Origin of the sequence: Streptomyces sp. NPDC087300, from assembly GCF_044744425.1 — a bacterium.
Classification (GTDB): Bacteria; Actinomycetota; Actinomycetes; order Streptomycetales; family Streptomycetaceae; genus Streptomyces.
The window spans coordinates 25,980-39,187 of record NZ_JBIUYI010000009.1; the positions used below are offsets into that span (position 1 = coordinate 25,980).

Sequence of the window (13,208 nt, forward strand, 5' to 3'; positions counted from 1 at the left end):
GAGCGGTGGCGCATGGAGTCCGCGATCAGTCTGCGCAAGGTGGAGGACTCGGCGCCCGCGCTGGTCAGCCTGTACAAGAGCGCCGGGGTCTCGCTGCGCAAGCACGGCCTGGTGGGCGCGCGGGCCGCGGTCTACCTCGTCGTCGACTACTCCGGGTCCATGCGGCCGTACTACAAGGACGGCAGCGTGCAGGCGCTCGCCGACCGGGTTCTCGGCCTGTCCGCGCACCTCGACGACGACGGGACCGTGCCCACCGTCTTCTTCTCCACGGACATCGACGCGGTGACGGACATCGCGCTCGACAACCACCACGGCAGGATCGACGAGATCGTCGCCGGGCTCGGGCACATGGGCAAGACCAGCTACCACCTGGCGATGGACGCCGTCATCGACCACTACGTCGACAGCGGCTCCACCGCGCCCGCCCTGGTGATCTTCCAGACCGACGGCGGCCCCATCAACAAGCTCGCCGCCGAGCGCTATCTCTGCAAGGCGGCGAAGCTGCCGCTGTTCTGGCAGTTCATCGGCTTCGGCGATCCGACGAGCAAGCAGTTCGACTATCTCCGCAAACTCGACGAACTCGCCGTGCCCGCCAAGCGCGCGGTCGACAACGCGGGCTTCTTCCACGCGGGGAACGACCCCCTGAAGGTGCCGGACGAGCGGCTGTACGACCAGTTGGTGGGGGAGTTCCCCGCGTGGCTCGCGGCGGCGCGGGCGAGCGGGATCGTGGCTCAGCCCTAGTACCAGTACTAGTCGACCATGCGCTGGCGCAGCTTCAGGATCGTGCCCGCGTCGAGTCCGAGCCCCTTGGTCAGATAGCCCTGTAGCCCGCCGTACCGCTTGGTGGCCTCGTCGAGCGCCGTGCCGAGGTAGTCGGTGCGGACCTCCTGGAGCGGGATGATCAGGTCCGGGTTCTGCATGAGCCCGCCCTGCTTGAGCGCCTCGCGCAGCTTCGCGTCGTACGCGGCGCGGTAGGTGTTGGAGGCCAGGTAGTCGCCCACGGCGGTCGTGTCGGGCACCCCGACGAGCCGAAGGAGCAGATACGTCGTCCAGCCGGTGCGGTCCTTGCCCGACGTGCAGTGGTAGAGCAGCGGCGAACGGCTGCCCGCGATGTCGCGCAGGGTGGCCGCGAACTGCGCGCGGTTGGTCGCGTCGGTGACGAAGGTCCGGTAGACGTCCCGCATGAACGCGGCGGCCTTGCCGTTGCCGAGCATCTCCTCCTGCTTGACCGGGTCCTTGGAGCCGATCGCGGTGAGGAGCTGGGTGAACAGGCCGTTGTCGGTGATCGCCCGTGAGGTCGGCGTGAGTCCGCCGGGCAGCCGGTCCGCGCCGTCGTACTGGACCTCGGCGGGCACCCGGAAGTCGATCACCTTCTTGAGCCCGAGCCGGGAGACGGTGCCGAGGTCGGCGTCGGTGAGCTTGTTGAGCGCGTCGGCGCGGAAGACCTGGCCCGTGCGGACCCGCTCCCCGTCGTAGGTCCGATAGCCGCCCACGTCGCGGACGTTGACCGCGCCCTGGAGCGGGATCTGGTTCTGGTACGCGAGGGGTGTGGACGTCTTCGCGGGTGTGGGTGCGGGCGCAGACACGGACGCGGATGTGGTTCTGGTCGTCGACGCGAGGGGGTCGGTGGGGGCCGCCCAGGCGGGCAGGGTGCCGAGGGCGAGCGCGGAGATGGCCAGTCCGGCTGCCGTACGGGGATGAGAGATGCGCATCGGGCCGCCTTCCAAGGGATCGCCGGTGTCCCAACCAAGCGATTGTTTGGCAGAAGGTAGCGAGGGGTCCGTGCGGGAGGAAGGGGCGCGCGTCAGATATTGACGAATCGTCAACTAGGGCTATGGCGGCCGGAGTTGAGGAGCGAGAGCCTCCCTTTGGGGAGGTCTTGAGGTCTTGATGTCTTGATGTCGTGCGGTAGGCCATGAGGCCGTGCGGTCCTGAGGCGGCTGTCGGCGCGTGCCCGGGGCTCAGTCCTTCGAGAGGCGGGCCGCCGCGCGACGCTGGCGCTCGGACGCACCTTCCAGGAATCGCGTGACGGTCTCCAGCTCGTCCGTACTGAACTCCTCGTAGAGCTCGCCGACTTCGCGGGCCCAGTCCTCGAAGATCTCCTCCAGGTCGGTGAGCCGCTCCTGCCGGATCTCGATCAGCACGCGCCGCTTGTCGGTGGGGTGCTTGACCCGGCGCACGAAGCCCTTGCTCTCCAGGCGGTCGACGAGGCCGGTCACCGAGGCGGGCGCGAGCGCGGTGCGCTCGGCGAGTTCCTTGGCGGTGAGCGGGCCGCCGCGCTGGAGCAGGTCGAGCGTCTTGGTCTCGGTGGCGCCGAGCCCCTGCCGGGCGGCGACGGCGGAGTGGAACATCACGGTGACGGCGCTGTTCTCGCGCCCGGCGGCGGTGAGCTGCTCGAGGACTTCGGCGCGCCGCCACTCGGCGCGGACGTCCGGCTCGGCCTGCCGAGGCTGCGGGCGCTGCTGCGACTTCGGCTGCCGCCGGGGGCGGGTGCGGGGCTGATCGCGGGGGTCGCTGGCCATGCGGGAACCCTAGCTCATATTTCGTTCGGCCGAACGAAAGACTTGTGATCAGGGGTGGGCTCGTGTAACTCTTTCGTTCGGCCGAACGAAATACATCGGATTCGGTTCCGGCCGCCGCCCGAGAGGCCCTTGGAGGCGCCATGCCCACCACGCGCACCACATCCGCGTCACACACCACCGCCGCACCACACGCCACACCCGCAGCACACGCCCCATCCACCCCTGGCGGCGCCGGTCACCCGCATCCCCGCCGCTGGGCCGCGGCCGCCGTCATGATGGTCGCCGCGCTCATGGACCTGCTCGACGTCACCATCGTCAATGTCGCGATCCCGTCGATCGGCCGCGAGCTCGGCGCCTCCGAGAGCGCGCTGCAGTGGATCGTCTCCGCCTACCTCCTCGGCTTCGCCGCGACGCTGATCGTCTCCGGCCACCTCGGCGACCGCTACGGCCGCAAGGCGCTCTTCCTCGCGGGCACCGCCGGATTCGGGGTCGCGAGCCTGGCGTGCGGCATCGCGCAGTCGCCAGGACAGCTCGTCGCGGCGCGCGCCGTCCAGGGCGTCATGGCGGCGCTGCTCATGCCGCAGGTGCTCGGCTCGTTCCGGACCCTCTTCCAGGGCAAGGAGCGGGGCGCGGCCTTCGGGATGTACGGGGCGGTGGCCGGCTTCGCCTCCGCCGTCGGGCTGCTGCTCGGCGGCGTGCTCACCGGCGCGGACCTCTTCGGCTGGGGCTGGCGCTCGGTGTTCCTGGTGAACCTGCCGGTGGCCGCGGCGACCTTCGTGGCGGGACTCCTCCTCGTACCGGCCACCAAGGAGCGGTCCGCAGGTCGCCCCGACGTCCTCGGCAGCCTCGTCCTCGCCGCGGCGCTGGTCGCCGTGGTCCTTCCCCTCGTCCAGGGCCGTGCCAACGGTTGGCCGCTGTGGGGCTGGGGCTGTCTGGCCGCCGGGGTGCTCGGGCTCGTGGGCCTCGCCGTGGTCGAGGGGCGGCGGCGCCCGGGTGCGACCGTGCCGCTGCTGCCCGCCCGCGCCTTCAAGCTGCCCGCGTTCTCCGTGGGCGTCGTGGTCCAGCTGCTCTTCTCACTCGGGATGCAGGGCTTCTTCCTGGTCTTCGCGATCTGGTTGCAGGGCAGCGAGGGCTACACCCCCATGCAGGCGGGTGTCGTGACCGTCGCCTTCTCCGTGGGCGGTTTCCTGACCGCGCCCGTCGCCGACCGGCTGGCCGCCGCGTACGGGCGGCTCGTCCTGGTCGCCGGTTCGCTGCTCATGGCGGGCGGCTTCCTCTGGGTCTGGTCCGCGGTCGCCGACTCGTCCGCGCGGCACACCGGGGCGTGGCCGCTGGCGCCAGGACTCCTGGTCGCGGGGGCCGGACTCGGCTTCCTGGTCGTGCCGCTGGTCAACGTGGTCCTGTCCGCGGTGCCCGCGGAGATGGCGGGCGGGGCCTCGGGGATCTTCTCGACGGCCCAGCAGTTCGGCGGGGCGCTGGGTGCGGCGGTGATCGGCACGGTCTTCTTCGGTCACGCCTCGACCGGCCTGACGGACGCGCTCTCCGTGGCGATGCCGTGGGTGGCGGCGGGCTTCGGCCTCTGCGCGGTGCTGTGCCTGGCCCTGCCCCGGCGGGCGGTGACCGGCGACCGGTGAGGGCGGCGCGGGCATGCCGTACGGTGGCGTACGTCTCGCGGGGACCCGGGAACACGGGGTCCCTGCGGCATGTTAAAGTTATGTGTTGCAGTTTTGGTACCCATGAACTTTATGTGCGCCTGACGGGAATGCTCCGAGGGCGCATTATTGTTTTTTCCGGTTCTCTCCGGATGGGGGTCATTGCAGCGCTGGAGGCTCACAATTCCGTGGTTCTCCATACTCTGCCCCTGTTGAGGAGATTGACATGGCAACCGGCACCGTTAAGTGGTTCAACTCGGAAAAGGGCTTCGGCTTCATCGAGCAGGACGGCGGCGGCCCCGACGTCTTCGCCCACTACTCGAACATCGCGTCCTCGGGCTTCCGTGAGCTCCTCGAGGGCCAGAAGGTCTCCTTCGAGGTGACCCAGGGCCAGAAGGGCCTGCAGGCCGAGAACATCGTTCCTGCCTGATCGCCACAGCGCGCGAACCTCACAGCCGAGGCCCGCACCGGAAGGTGCGGGCCTCGGCTTGCGCTGTCATCGGGCCCAACCGGGCCCAGAGCCGCACAGGCTCAGAGGTCCGGAAGTCCAGCGACCAGGAAGGCATTACTGCATGAACCGCTCCGAACGCCCGGCACGCCCCGCCCGCAAGCGCCCCACGAACGCAGCTGGAAAGGGACGTCCGAACGGCCAGGCGAAGGGCGCCGGGTATTCCGCGAAGAAGCCCGGCAGCCGTAAGCCGAAGCCGGCGCAGGGCGGCGAGTTCGCACTGCCCGAGAGCATCACGCCCGCGCTGCCCTCCGTCGAGGCGTTCGGCGACCTGGACATGCCGGAAGCACTCCTGAAGACGCTGGCGGCCCAGGGCGTCACGGCCCCGTTCCCGATCCAGGCGGCCACGCTCCCCAACTCCCTCGCGGGCCGCGACATCCTCGGCCGCGGCCGTACCGGCTCCGGCAAGACGCTGGCCTTCGGCCTCGCGATGCTGGCCCGAACATCCGGTCAGCGCGCCGAGTCGAAGTCGCCGCTCGCCATGGTCCTGGTCCCCACGCGCGAGCTCGCCCAGCAGGTGACGGACGCCCTCACGCCGTACGCGACGTCGGTGAACCTGCGTCTGGCGACGGTCGTCGGCGGCCTGTCGATCACCAAGCAGTCGGGCACGCTCCGCCGCGGCGCCGAGATCCTCGTGGCCACCCCCGGCCGCCTCAAGGACCTGATCGAGCGCGGCGACTGCGATCTCTCGCGGGTGCGTACGACGGTTCTCGACGAGGCCGACCAGATGGCCGACATGGGCTTCATGCCGCAGGTCACGGCGTTGCTCAAGCAGGTCGAGCAGGGCGGCCAGACCATGCTGTTCTCGGCGACGCTGGACAAGAACATCGACCGCCTGGTGCGGATGTTCCTCACCGACCCCGTCGTGCACTCCGTGGACCCGTCCGCGGGCGCGGTCACGACGATGGAGCACCACGTCCTCTACGTCGCGGACGAGACGGACAAGAAGGCCGTCGCGATGCGGATCGCCGCCCGCGAAGGCCGCGTGATCATGTTCCTGGACACCAAGCGTGCCGTGGACCGCTTCACCAAGCGGCTGCTCGCCAACGGTGTACGGGCCTCCGGCCTGCACGGCGGCCGTTCGCAGCCGCAGCGCAACCGGACGCTCGACCAGTTCAAGACCGGGCAGGTCACCGCCCTGGTCGCCACGAACGTCGCGGCGCGCGGCATCCACGTCGACGACCTCGACCTGGTCGTGAACGTGGACCCGCCCACCGACCACAAGGACTACCTCCACCGCGGCGGGCGCACCGCGCGGGCGGGGGAGTCCGGCAGCGTCGTCACCCTCGTACTCCCCGAGGAGAAGCGGGACATGACGAGGCTGATGTCCGACGCGGAGATCCGCCCCAACACGGCGCGGATCACCTCCTCGGACGAGGAGCTGGTGCGGATCACCGGGGCGCGTGAGCCCTCCGGCGTGCCGGTCGTCATCGAGACGCCGCAGCCGGCGGCGCAGCCTGCGCAGCGGCGGCGTCGGCCGCGGGCGGCGGGCCAGGGTGGCAGTGGCCAGGGCCAGCGGCGTGCGCCCCGCCAGGGGCAGGGCGGCTCTTCGTCCTCCGCCACGGGTGGCGGGGGCCGTTCCTCCGCCACGGGTGGCGCGGGCCGTTCCGCTTCCGGCGGCGCGGGTCGTGCGTCCTCCGCGGGTGGGGCTGGCCGTTCCTCTTCCGGGGGCGCCGGTCGTGCGCGCCGGAGCGGGGGCCAGGGCGGGCGCCGCGCGGCGTAAGCGTTAGCGGTTCTACGGTCCGGGTGGCTCTTGCCCACCCGGACCTTTCCGCTGCGACGGGGCGGATCCCTCTCGGCGACGCCCTTGCGCCCCCGTAACCGCCACTCGGCGACGGGGGCTGTGCCCACCCGTTCCGCCGTGCGGAACAATTGCCCACAGCAGCAGCGCCCTCCGGCGGCGCAGCCTCGCCCTTCCGCGGCGGGAGCGCCCCCCCGACGGTGCGGTCTCACGGTTCCGCGGCGGGAGCGTCCCCCGGCGGTGCGACCTCACGGTTCCGCAGCAGCAGTGCCTCCGACGGCGCGGCCCCACCGGTCCGCAGCCGCGAGCGAGACCGGAGGGGACGTGGCGGTATGTCTGCCCGGAGCACAGAGAGCCACGAGCCGAGGTGCATAAATGTGGCCGCTCACCGGGATAGCGAGGACGGACATACCGGCGCGGCCCCGCCCCACAACCGCACCCCAGGCGACCGCGCACCGTCCAGCGCGGGAGAATGTACTCAGCAACGCACGCCACCCGCACCACCCGCACCCGCACCCGCCCGAAGGAGCCCCCCAGATGCCACCGGAGTTGCCCCTCCTTCAGGACGACCGCGCCGCCCTGCGTGCCGACTGCGGCAGCTGTTTCGGGCTGTGCTGCGTGGCGCTGACCTTCACCCGGTCCACCGACTTCGCCGTGAACAAGGAGGCCGGCACACCCTGCACCAACCTCCGGACGGATTTCCGCTGCGGCATCCACAGCGACCTCAGGAGCAACGGCTTCCGCGGCTGCACGGTCTACGACTGCTTCGGCGCGGGCCAGCACGTCTCCCAGGACACCTTCGACGGCACCGACTGGCGCAAGGATCCGGCCACCGCCCGTCAGATGTTCGACGTGTTCCCGATCATGCGGCAACTCCACGAACTGCTCTGGTACTTGGCGGACGCACGGAGCCGCCCCCGTACGGCCCCGATCGCCGCAGAGCTCAAGAAGGCGTACGCCAGGACGGAGCGGCTCACCGACGGCTCGCCCGCCGAGCTCGCGGAGACCGACGTGGCCGCGCACCGGCAGGACGTGAACGTACTGCTGCTGCGCACCAGCGAGCTCGTACGCCAGGGGATCAAGGGCGGCAAGAAGAAGCAGCGACGCGGCGCCGACCTCATCGGAGCCAGGCTCAGGGGCGCCGACCTCAACGGCGCCGACCTGCGCGGCGCGTACCTCATCGGCGCCGACCTGAACGGCGCCGACCTGCGCTCGGCGGACCTGATCGGCGCGGACCTCCGCGACGCGGACCTGCGGGGAGCCGACCTCACCGACGCGCTGTTCCTGACGCAGTCGCAGGCGAACGCGGCGAAGGGCGACGAGCGGACCAAGCTCTCCGACACCCTGACGCGCCCGTCCCACTGGGACGCCACGTCCTGACCGAGAGACACATCGAGCCGGTCTAGGCGTCACACTCCAGCACGGTCCCGCACAGCGTGCACCGCGCCCGCACCCGCCCCCGCGCAGGCACCCGGATCCGCTGCTGGCAGGTGGGACAGGGGAACGACACCCGGAGCGCGCCGAGCCCGTCGGTGGAGAAGGAGTACCCGACTCCACCCCCGTTCCCACCCGCGCCGCCGTTCCCACCGGCACCGCCGCTCCCACCCGTGCCGCCCCCACCCCGCACCCCCGCGCCATGCTCCGCCGCGTACCGCCGGTCCTTGGCGTACCGCCGCCGCCCGGCCCACCCCGCCGCCGTCAGCGGCGGCTGCTGCTCGTCGCGCCGGGCCTGGGCGAGGCCCTTCGTGTAGGCGCTGTAGGCCTGCGGGCTGGTGAACCACGTCTCCGGCGCCTCGCCGAAGGCCGACGCCCGCTTGGCCAGGACGTATCCGAATTCCTCGGGGGTGAGGTAGCCGAGCTTCTGGGAGGAGACGCCGTCCTCGCGGTAGGCGTCGAGGAGCAGCCAGCCGGCGCCGAGGTAGGTGGTCGCGGTGTCGGTGAGGATCTCGTTGTCGCGGGTGCCGGGGAAGGAGAGGTCGAGCCGGTGCAGATACACGTGCATGACCTCGTGGGCGAGCGCCGCGCCGATGTCGCGCCGGTGGGTGCGGAAGCGGTCGTTGAGCTCGATGAAGTACTCGGGGCCCGCCGCGAGTTCGACGTACGCGGCGTGTTCCATCTCGCGGAAACTGACGATCATGCGGGCGTCGGGCAGGCGCAGGTGCCGGACCATCTCGCGGGCGATGCGCTGGACGCCGAGGTGCAGGTCGTCCTGGTCGCTGAAGGCGACGTCGGCGGGGGCGACGCTGGTCTCGAAGGTGTGCACGGTGTCGTACGAGAGGCGTTTGTAGAGCGCGGTGAGCGCGGCGCGCACCGTGTCCAGATGGGGATAGCCGTGCACGACGGGACCGCCGTTGTCAGCCACGTCCGTACCCCCTGATGGCGTGTCGGATCAGCTCAACCGGCCTCCACTGTACGGCGGTTCCGTCCTGTCGCCAGGGCGCCATGGCGGGCGGCGCGACACGCCGTGGCCGGAAACCGCCCCTTGTCCTGAGCGGACATCGATCTCCATAATCCGCAACAACGCTTTGGCGGGCTCATGCCATCCACGCGCACCCCGTGGGGATGGAGTGGGCCCGTCGGACGTGACCCCCCACGAACCCCCCACGAAGGGAAGTCAGTTGAAGACCAAGCTGCGTGGAGTGAAGAGAGCCGCCACCCTCGGTGCGATCGCTCTCGCCACCGTGAGCCTTCAGCCCCTGGCCGCTCAGGCCGCTCCCCACCCGGGCCCCCAGCCGGGCGAGCGCGTCGTCGGCGGCACCCCTGCCGAGCAGGGTGAATTCCCGTTCATGGTCCGTCTGTCGATGGGCTGTGGCGGCGCTCTGTATGCCAAGGACGTCGTGCTGACCGCCGCCCACTGTGTGGACGGCTCGGGCGACAACACCAGCATCACCGCCACCGGTGGCGTCGTGGACCTCGAGAGCCCCGACGCGATCAGCGTGAAGTCCACCAAGGTGCTCCAGGCCCCCGGCTACAACGGCAAGGGCAAGGACTGGGCGCTCATCAAGCTCGCGAAGCCGATCGACCAGCCCACGCTGAAGATCGCCAAGGACGACAAGCTCAACGAGGGTGACTTCACCATCGCGGGCTGGGGCGCCGACAAGGAGGGTGGCGACCAGCAGCGCTACCTCCTCAAGGCGACCGTCCCGTTCGTCAACGACGCCGACTGCGAGGCGGCGTACGGCGACGACCTGACGCCCGGCGAGGAGCTGTGCGCGGGCAAGCTCGCCGAGGGCGGCACGGACACCTGCCAGGGCGACTCCGGCGGCCCCATGTTCCGCAAGGACGAGGCCGGCGAGTACATCCAGGTCGGCATCGTGAGCTGGGGCAACGGCTGCGCGCGGCCGAAGTTCCCCGGTGTCTACACCGAGGTGTCGACCTTCGCCGCCGACATAGAGAAGGCGGCGTCCGGGCTCTGACGGCCCCCGCTGCCCGCATCTGAGCGGCATCCGATCGGCATCTGAACGGCCCCCGGCGCGGGGCGTCTGCGACGGCAGGCGCCCCGCGTCGTCGTGTCCACGGCCCGGTACGCGGGAAGTCCAACACCTGTCCCTCCTTTGTCCATGGGCGCGTTCACCTCGCCCGGCGCATCGTGATCGGCACGAATTCCGTTCCATCGAGGAGTGCCGCATGCTGCCGTCAGACACGTCCGGACCGAGCCGCAGGGCCGTGGTGGCCACGGGCGCGATCGCCGGGATGGGCGTCGCCGTCGGGGCGGGCGGCAGCGCCTTCGCCGCGCCGGGCGCCGCGGGCCGCGCGGCCGACGAGGTGGTCCTGCGCTCGGCCGACCTGGACGTGCGCGTCGCGACCGCCTTCCCGCGCGTCGTCTCCTACACCGACCGCGAGAGCGGCGCGGTCCTGCACGGCCGTACGGACGCCGTCACCACGGTCCTGATCGACGAGGCCGAGCACACCCCGAAGGTCACCGCGGCACCGGGCAGGTCCCGCGTCGCGTACGTACTGGCCTTCGACGGCGGCACCCGTATCGAGGTGGAGATCGCCGTCGAGGGGCGGCGGGTCCACTGGCGCGTCACGAAGATCGCGGACACCGCCGCGCTGCGCGTGGGCACCCTGCGCGTCCCCGGCCTCGCCCTGCTCTCCGTCCGCAGCGACCAGCCGGGCGCGGCCCTGCTCGCCGCCAAGGTGCAGCTGGACAAGGCCAAGAGCGGCGACACCCTCGTACGGCCCACGAAGGACACGCCTACGGAGGCGGCGACCGGCTGTGCCTACGCCGTCGTCGCGCACGACGGCCTCGGCGGCGCGGTCGAGACGAACACCGTCTACGACAAGCCCACCACCGAGGCGGGCACCACCTGGGAGAACGGCCGCCTGTGGCGGGAGACGGTGAAAACGGGTGACTACGTAGAGGCCCGGCTGACCCCGGGACAGTGGACGTACCGCGCGGCGACCGCGCCCGTGGGAGCCACCGAGCCGCTGCCGTACGCCACCGTGGTGATCACCGGGGACCGGAACGGCGACGGCAAGGTCGACTGGCAGGACGCCGCGATCGCCTTCCGCGACATCATGGTGACGCCGCTCGGCGCCGACGAGCAGCATCTGCGGGTCGTCCCGCACATCCCCTTCAACTTCGCCTCGCAGGCCACCAATCCCTTCCTGGCCACGCTCGACAACGTCAAGCGGATCCATCTGGCGACCGACGGCCTGCGCCAGTACACGCTGCTCAAGGGCTACCAGTCCGAGGGCCACGACTCCGCCCACCCGGACTACGCGGACAACTACAACGAGCGGGCGGGCGGCCTGAAGGACCTCAACACCCTGGTCCGCGCGGGCAGGAAGTGGAACAGCGACTTCAGCGTGCACGTCAACACCACCGAGTCCTACCCCGTGGCGAACGCCTTCTCCGAGAAGCTCGTCGACAAGTCGAACAAGCAGTGGGACTGGCTGGACCAGAGCTACCGCATCGACCAGCGCCGCGACCTGGTCTCCGGAGACGTCGTCAAGCGCTTCGCCGACCTGCGGGACCAGACCGACGACGGCCTCAACACCCTCTACATCGACGTGTTCCGGGAGTCCGGCTGGACCTCCGACCGGCTCCAGCGGGCCTTCCGCGAGCAGGGCTGGACCATCACCACGGAGTGGGGCCACGGCTTCGAGCGCTCGGCGATCTGGTCGCACTGGGCCACCGAGCCCGACTACGGGGGCGACACGTCCCGCGGCATCAACTCCCGTCTGATCCGGTTCGTGCGCAACCACCAGAAGGACGTCTTCGCCGACAAGTGGCCCACCCTCCTCGGCATCGCCCGCATGGGCAACTTCGAGGGCTGGGTCGGCAAGACCGACTGGAACGACTTCTACGACCTGATCTGGACCCACTCGCTGCCCGCCAAGTACCTCCAGGCGTACCCCATCAAGACGTGGGGTGAGCACGAGATCGCCTTCTTCGGAGACACCCGCTCCGGAGCGGCGACGACGGTCTCCGACGCCTCGGGCAAGCGCCGCGTGACCACGGACGGACGCGTCGTCTACGAAGACGGCCGTTATCTGCTGCCCTGGGAGCCCCGCAAGGCCCACGACCCCGCCAAGCTGTACCACTACAACCCGGCGGGCGGCACCAGCAGTTGGCAGCTCCCGCGCGCGTGGGCGAGCCGGTCCCGGGTCGCCCTGTACCGGCTCACCGACCAGGGGCGCGTCTTCGATTCGTACGTCTCCGTAGCGGGCGGAAAAGTCACCCTCAAGGCCACCGCGAAGCAGCCCTACGTGGTCTACCGCGAGCGCGCCGCCGCGCTGCCCGACCCGCGCTGGGGCGAGGCGACACCGCTGCACGACCCCGGCTTCCACGCGGGTTCCCTCAAGGGCTGGCAGGTCAGCGGCCCCGCCACCGTGCGGCGCAGCGAGCTCGGCGACTACGAACTGGTCATGGGCGCGGGCGGCGCGGCATCCGTCGCGCAGCGCCTGAACCGGCTCAAGGCCGGTTCCTACGTCGCCTCCGTGCAGGTCGAGGTCGGCGAGAAGCCGGGCGAGCGGCGCAGGGCCGCCCTGGAGGTGCGCACCGCCGACGGCGTCACCGCGGCGAACTTCACCGAGACGTCCACCGCGGCCAACTACGTCGCGGCCGACCGCAAGCACGGCACCCGCTTCCAGCGCATGTCCGCCTTCTTCACCGTCCCGGAGGGCGGCGGCGCGGTCCGGCTGACGCTGCGGGCCGAGGCGGGCGACGCGCGCGTGCGCTTCGACAACGTCCGCGTCACCGAGGCGGGCCGCCCCGCCAAGCGGCCCCGTGCCGTCGTCGTCAGCGAGGACTTCGAGCACGTGCCCCAGGGCTGGGGCCCCTTCGTGAAGGGCGACGCGGGCGACGTCACCGACCCGCGCACGCACATCGCGCAGCGCCACGCGCCCTTCACCCAGCGCGGCTGGAACGGCAAGGAGATCGACGACGTCATCGACGGGTCGAACTCCCTGAAGTCGCGCGGCGAGAACACCGGCCTCGTCTACCGCACGGTCCCGCACACCGTCCGCTTCGCCCCGGGCAAGCGGTACCGGGTGGCGTTCCGGTACGAGAACGAGAAGGCGGGCCAGTACGTGTGGGTTTCGGCCGTCGATGAGCCGGGTCCCCGTGAGCTGGACCGCAAGGAACTGCCGGTGGCGACCGGGCCCACCACGCTGTCCTACGAGTTCACGGCCCCCGCGGAGGGGGAGGCGTGGGTCGGGCTGCGGAAGGTGGGGGAGGACGGGACGGCGGAGTTCGTGTTGGACGGGTTCACCGTCACGGAGCTGTAGGGGTCGGCGGAGGGGCTGGGAATTCAGCCCCTCCGGCGTTTGAGGAGCGG

Annotated in this window: 10 protein-coding genes; 7 read left to right on the forward strand and 3 right to left on the reverse strand. The window is 71.0% G+C overall.

Translation table 11 applies throughout. The features are described 5' to 3' along the window. Positions 1 to 12: 12 nt before the first annotated feature. Positions 13 to 741 (forward strand): vWA domain-containing protein, encoded by a 729-nt coding sequence (locus tag ACIO9J_RS33185; protein ID WP_402007759.1) that lies wholly within the window; start codon positions 13 to 15, stop codon positions 739 to 741. An 8-nt stretch (positions 742 to 749) separates the two neighbouring features. Here the strand turns inward: ACIO9J_RS33185 and ACIO9J_RS33190 are convergent, their stop codons facing one another. Continuing rightward, entirely contained in the window at positions 750 to 1,712 is a 963-nt protein-coding gene (locus ACIO9J_RS33190) for a tyrosine-protein phosphatase (RefSeq protein ID WP_402007761.1), read from the reverse strand. A gap of 249 nt (positions 1,713 to 1,961) precedes the next feature. Further along, on the reverse strand, positions 1,962 to 2,522 hold the full coding sequence (locus ACIO9J_RS33195) for a MarR family winged helix-turn-helix transcriptional regulator (RefSeq protein ID WP_402007763.1): 561 nt from the start codon (positions 2,520 to 2,522) through the stop codon (positions 1,962 to 1,964). A 140-nt stretch (positions 2,523 to 2,662) separates the two neighbouring features. Between ACIO9J_RS33195 and ACIO9J_RS33200 the strand changes: the two genes are divergently transcribed. From ACIO9J_RS33200 to ACIO9J_RS33215, 4 genes are all read left to right on the forward strand, one after another. Continuing rightward, on the forward strand, positions 2,663 to 4,156 hold the full coding sequence (locus ACIO9J_RS33200) for an MFS transporter (protein WP_402007765.1): 1,494 nt from the start codon (positions 2,663 to 2,665) through the stop codon (positions 4,154 to 4,156). A 244-nt stretch (positions 4,157 to 4,400) separates the two neighbouring features. Beyond that, entirely contained in the window at positions 4,401 to 4,604 is a 204-nt protein-coding gene (locus tag ACIO9J_RS33205; RefSeq protein WP_030362889.1) for a cold-shock protein, read from the forward strand. Between the two features lie 142 nt (positions 4,605 to 4,746). Beyond that, positions 4,747 to 6,405 (forward strand): DEAD/DEAH box helicase, encoded by a 1,659-nt coding sequence (locus tag ACIO9J_RS33210; protein ID WP_402007767.1) that lies wholly within the window; start codon positions 4,747 to 4,749, stop codon positions 6,403 to 6,405. Positions 6,406 to 6,960: 555 nt separating this feature from the next. Further along, entirely contained in the window at positions 6,961 to 7,803 is an 843-nt protein-coding gene (locus tag ACIO9J_RS33215) for a pentapeptide repeat-containing protein (protein WP_402007769.1), read from the forward strand. Positions 7,804 to 7,825: 22 nt separating this feature from the next. On the opposite strand, the gene ACIO9J_RS33220 is transcribed toward ACIO9J_RS33215, so the two are convergent. Then, complete coding sequence (locus ACIO9J_RS33220) at positions 7,826 to 8,785, reverse strand: hypothetical protein (RefSeq protein WP_402007771.1); 960 nt, start codon at positions 8,783 to 8,785, stop codon at positions 7,826 to 7,828. A gap of 256 nt (positions 8,786 to 9,041) precedes the next feature. On the opposite strand from ACIO9J_RS33220, the gene ACIO9J_RS33225 reads away from it, so the two are divergent. Continuing rightward, the gene (locus ACIO9J_RS33225) at positions 9,042 to 9,839 is read left to right on the forward strand and encodes a S1 family peptidase (protein ID WP_402007773.1); all 798 of its coding nucleotides are present in this window, start codon (positions 9,042 to 9,044) and stop codon (positions 9,837 to 9,839) included. A 211-nt stretch (positions 9,840 to 10,050) separates the two neighbouring features. Beyond that, a complete protein-coding gene (locus ACIO9J_RS33230) occupies positions 10,051 to 13,158 on the forward strand; it encodes an endo-alpha-N-acetylgalactosaminidase family protein (RefSeq protein WP_402007775.1) in 3,108 nt (1,035 codons plus the stop codon). Positions 13,159 to 13,208: the final 50 nt, after the last annotated feature.

Bases quoted from the DNA above. Each gene is read 5' to 3' on its own strand.
- ACIO9J_RS33185 (WP_402007759.1), top strand. From the start codon at position 13: ATGGAGTCCGCGATCAGTCTGCGCAAGGTGGAGGACTCGGCGCCCGCG.
- ACIO9J_RS33190 (WP_402007761.1), bottom strand. From the start codon at position 1,712: ATGCGCATCTCTCATCCCCGTACGGCAGCCGGACTGGCCATCTCCGCG.
- ACIO9J_RS33195 (WP_402007763.1), bottom strand. From the start codon at position 2,522: ATGGCCAGCGACCCCCGCGATCAGCCCCGCACCCGCCCCCGGCGGCAG.
- ACIO9J_RS33200 (WP_402007765.1), top strand. From the start codon at position 2,663: ATGCCCACCACGCGCACCACATCCGCGTCACACACCACCGCCGCACCA.
- ACIO9J_RS33205 (WP_030362889.1), top strand. From the start codon at position 4,401: ATGGCAACCGGCACCGTTAAGTGGTTCAACTCGGAAAAGGGCTTCGGC.
- ACIO9J_RS33210 (WP_402007767.1), top strand. From the start codon at position 4,747: ATGAACCGCTCCGAACGCCCGGCACGCCCCGCCCGCAAGCGCCCCACG.
- ACIO9J_RS33215 (WP_402007769.1), top strand. From the start codon at position 6,961: ATGCCACCGGAGTTGCCCCTCCTTCAGGACGACCGCGCCGCCCTGCGT.
- ACIO9J_RS33230 (WP_402007775.1), top strand. From the start codon at position 10,051: ATGCTGCCGTCAGACACGTCCGGACCGAGCCGCAGGGCCGTGGTGGCC.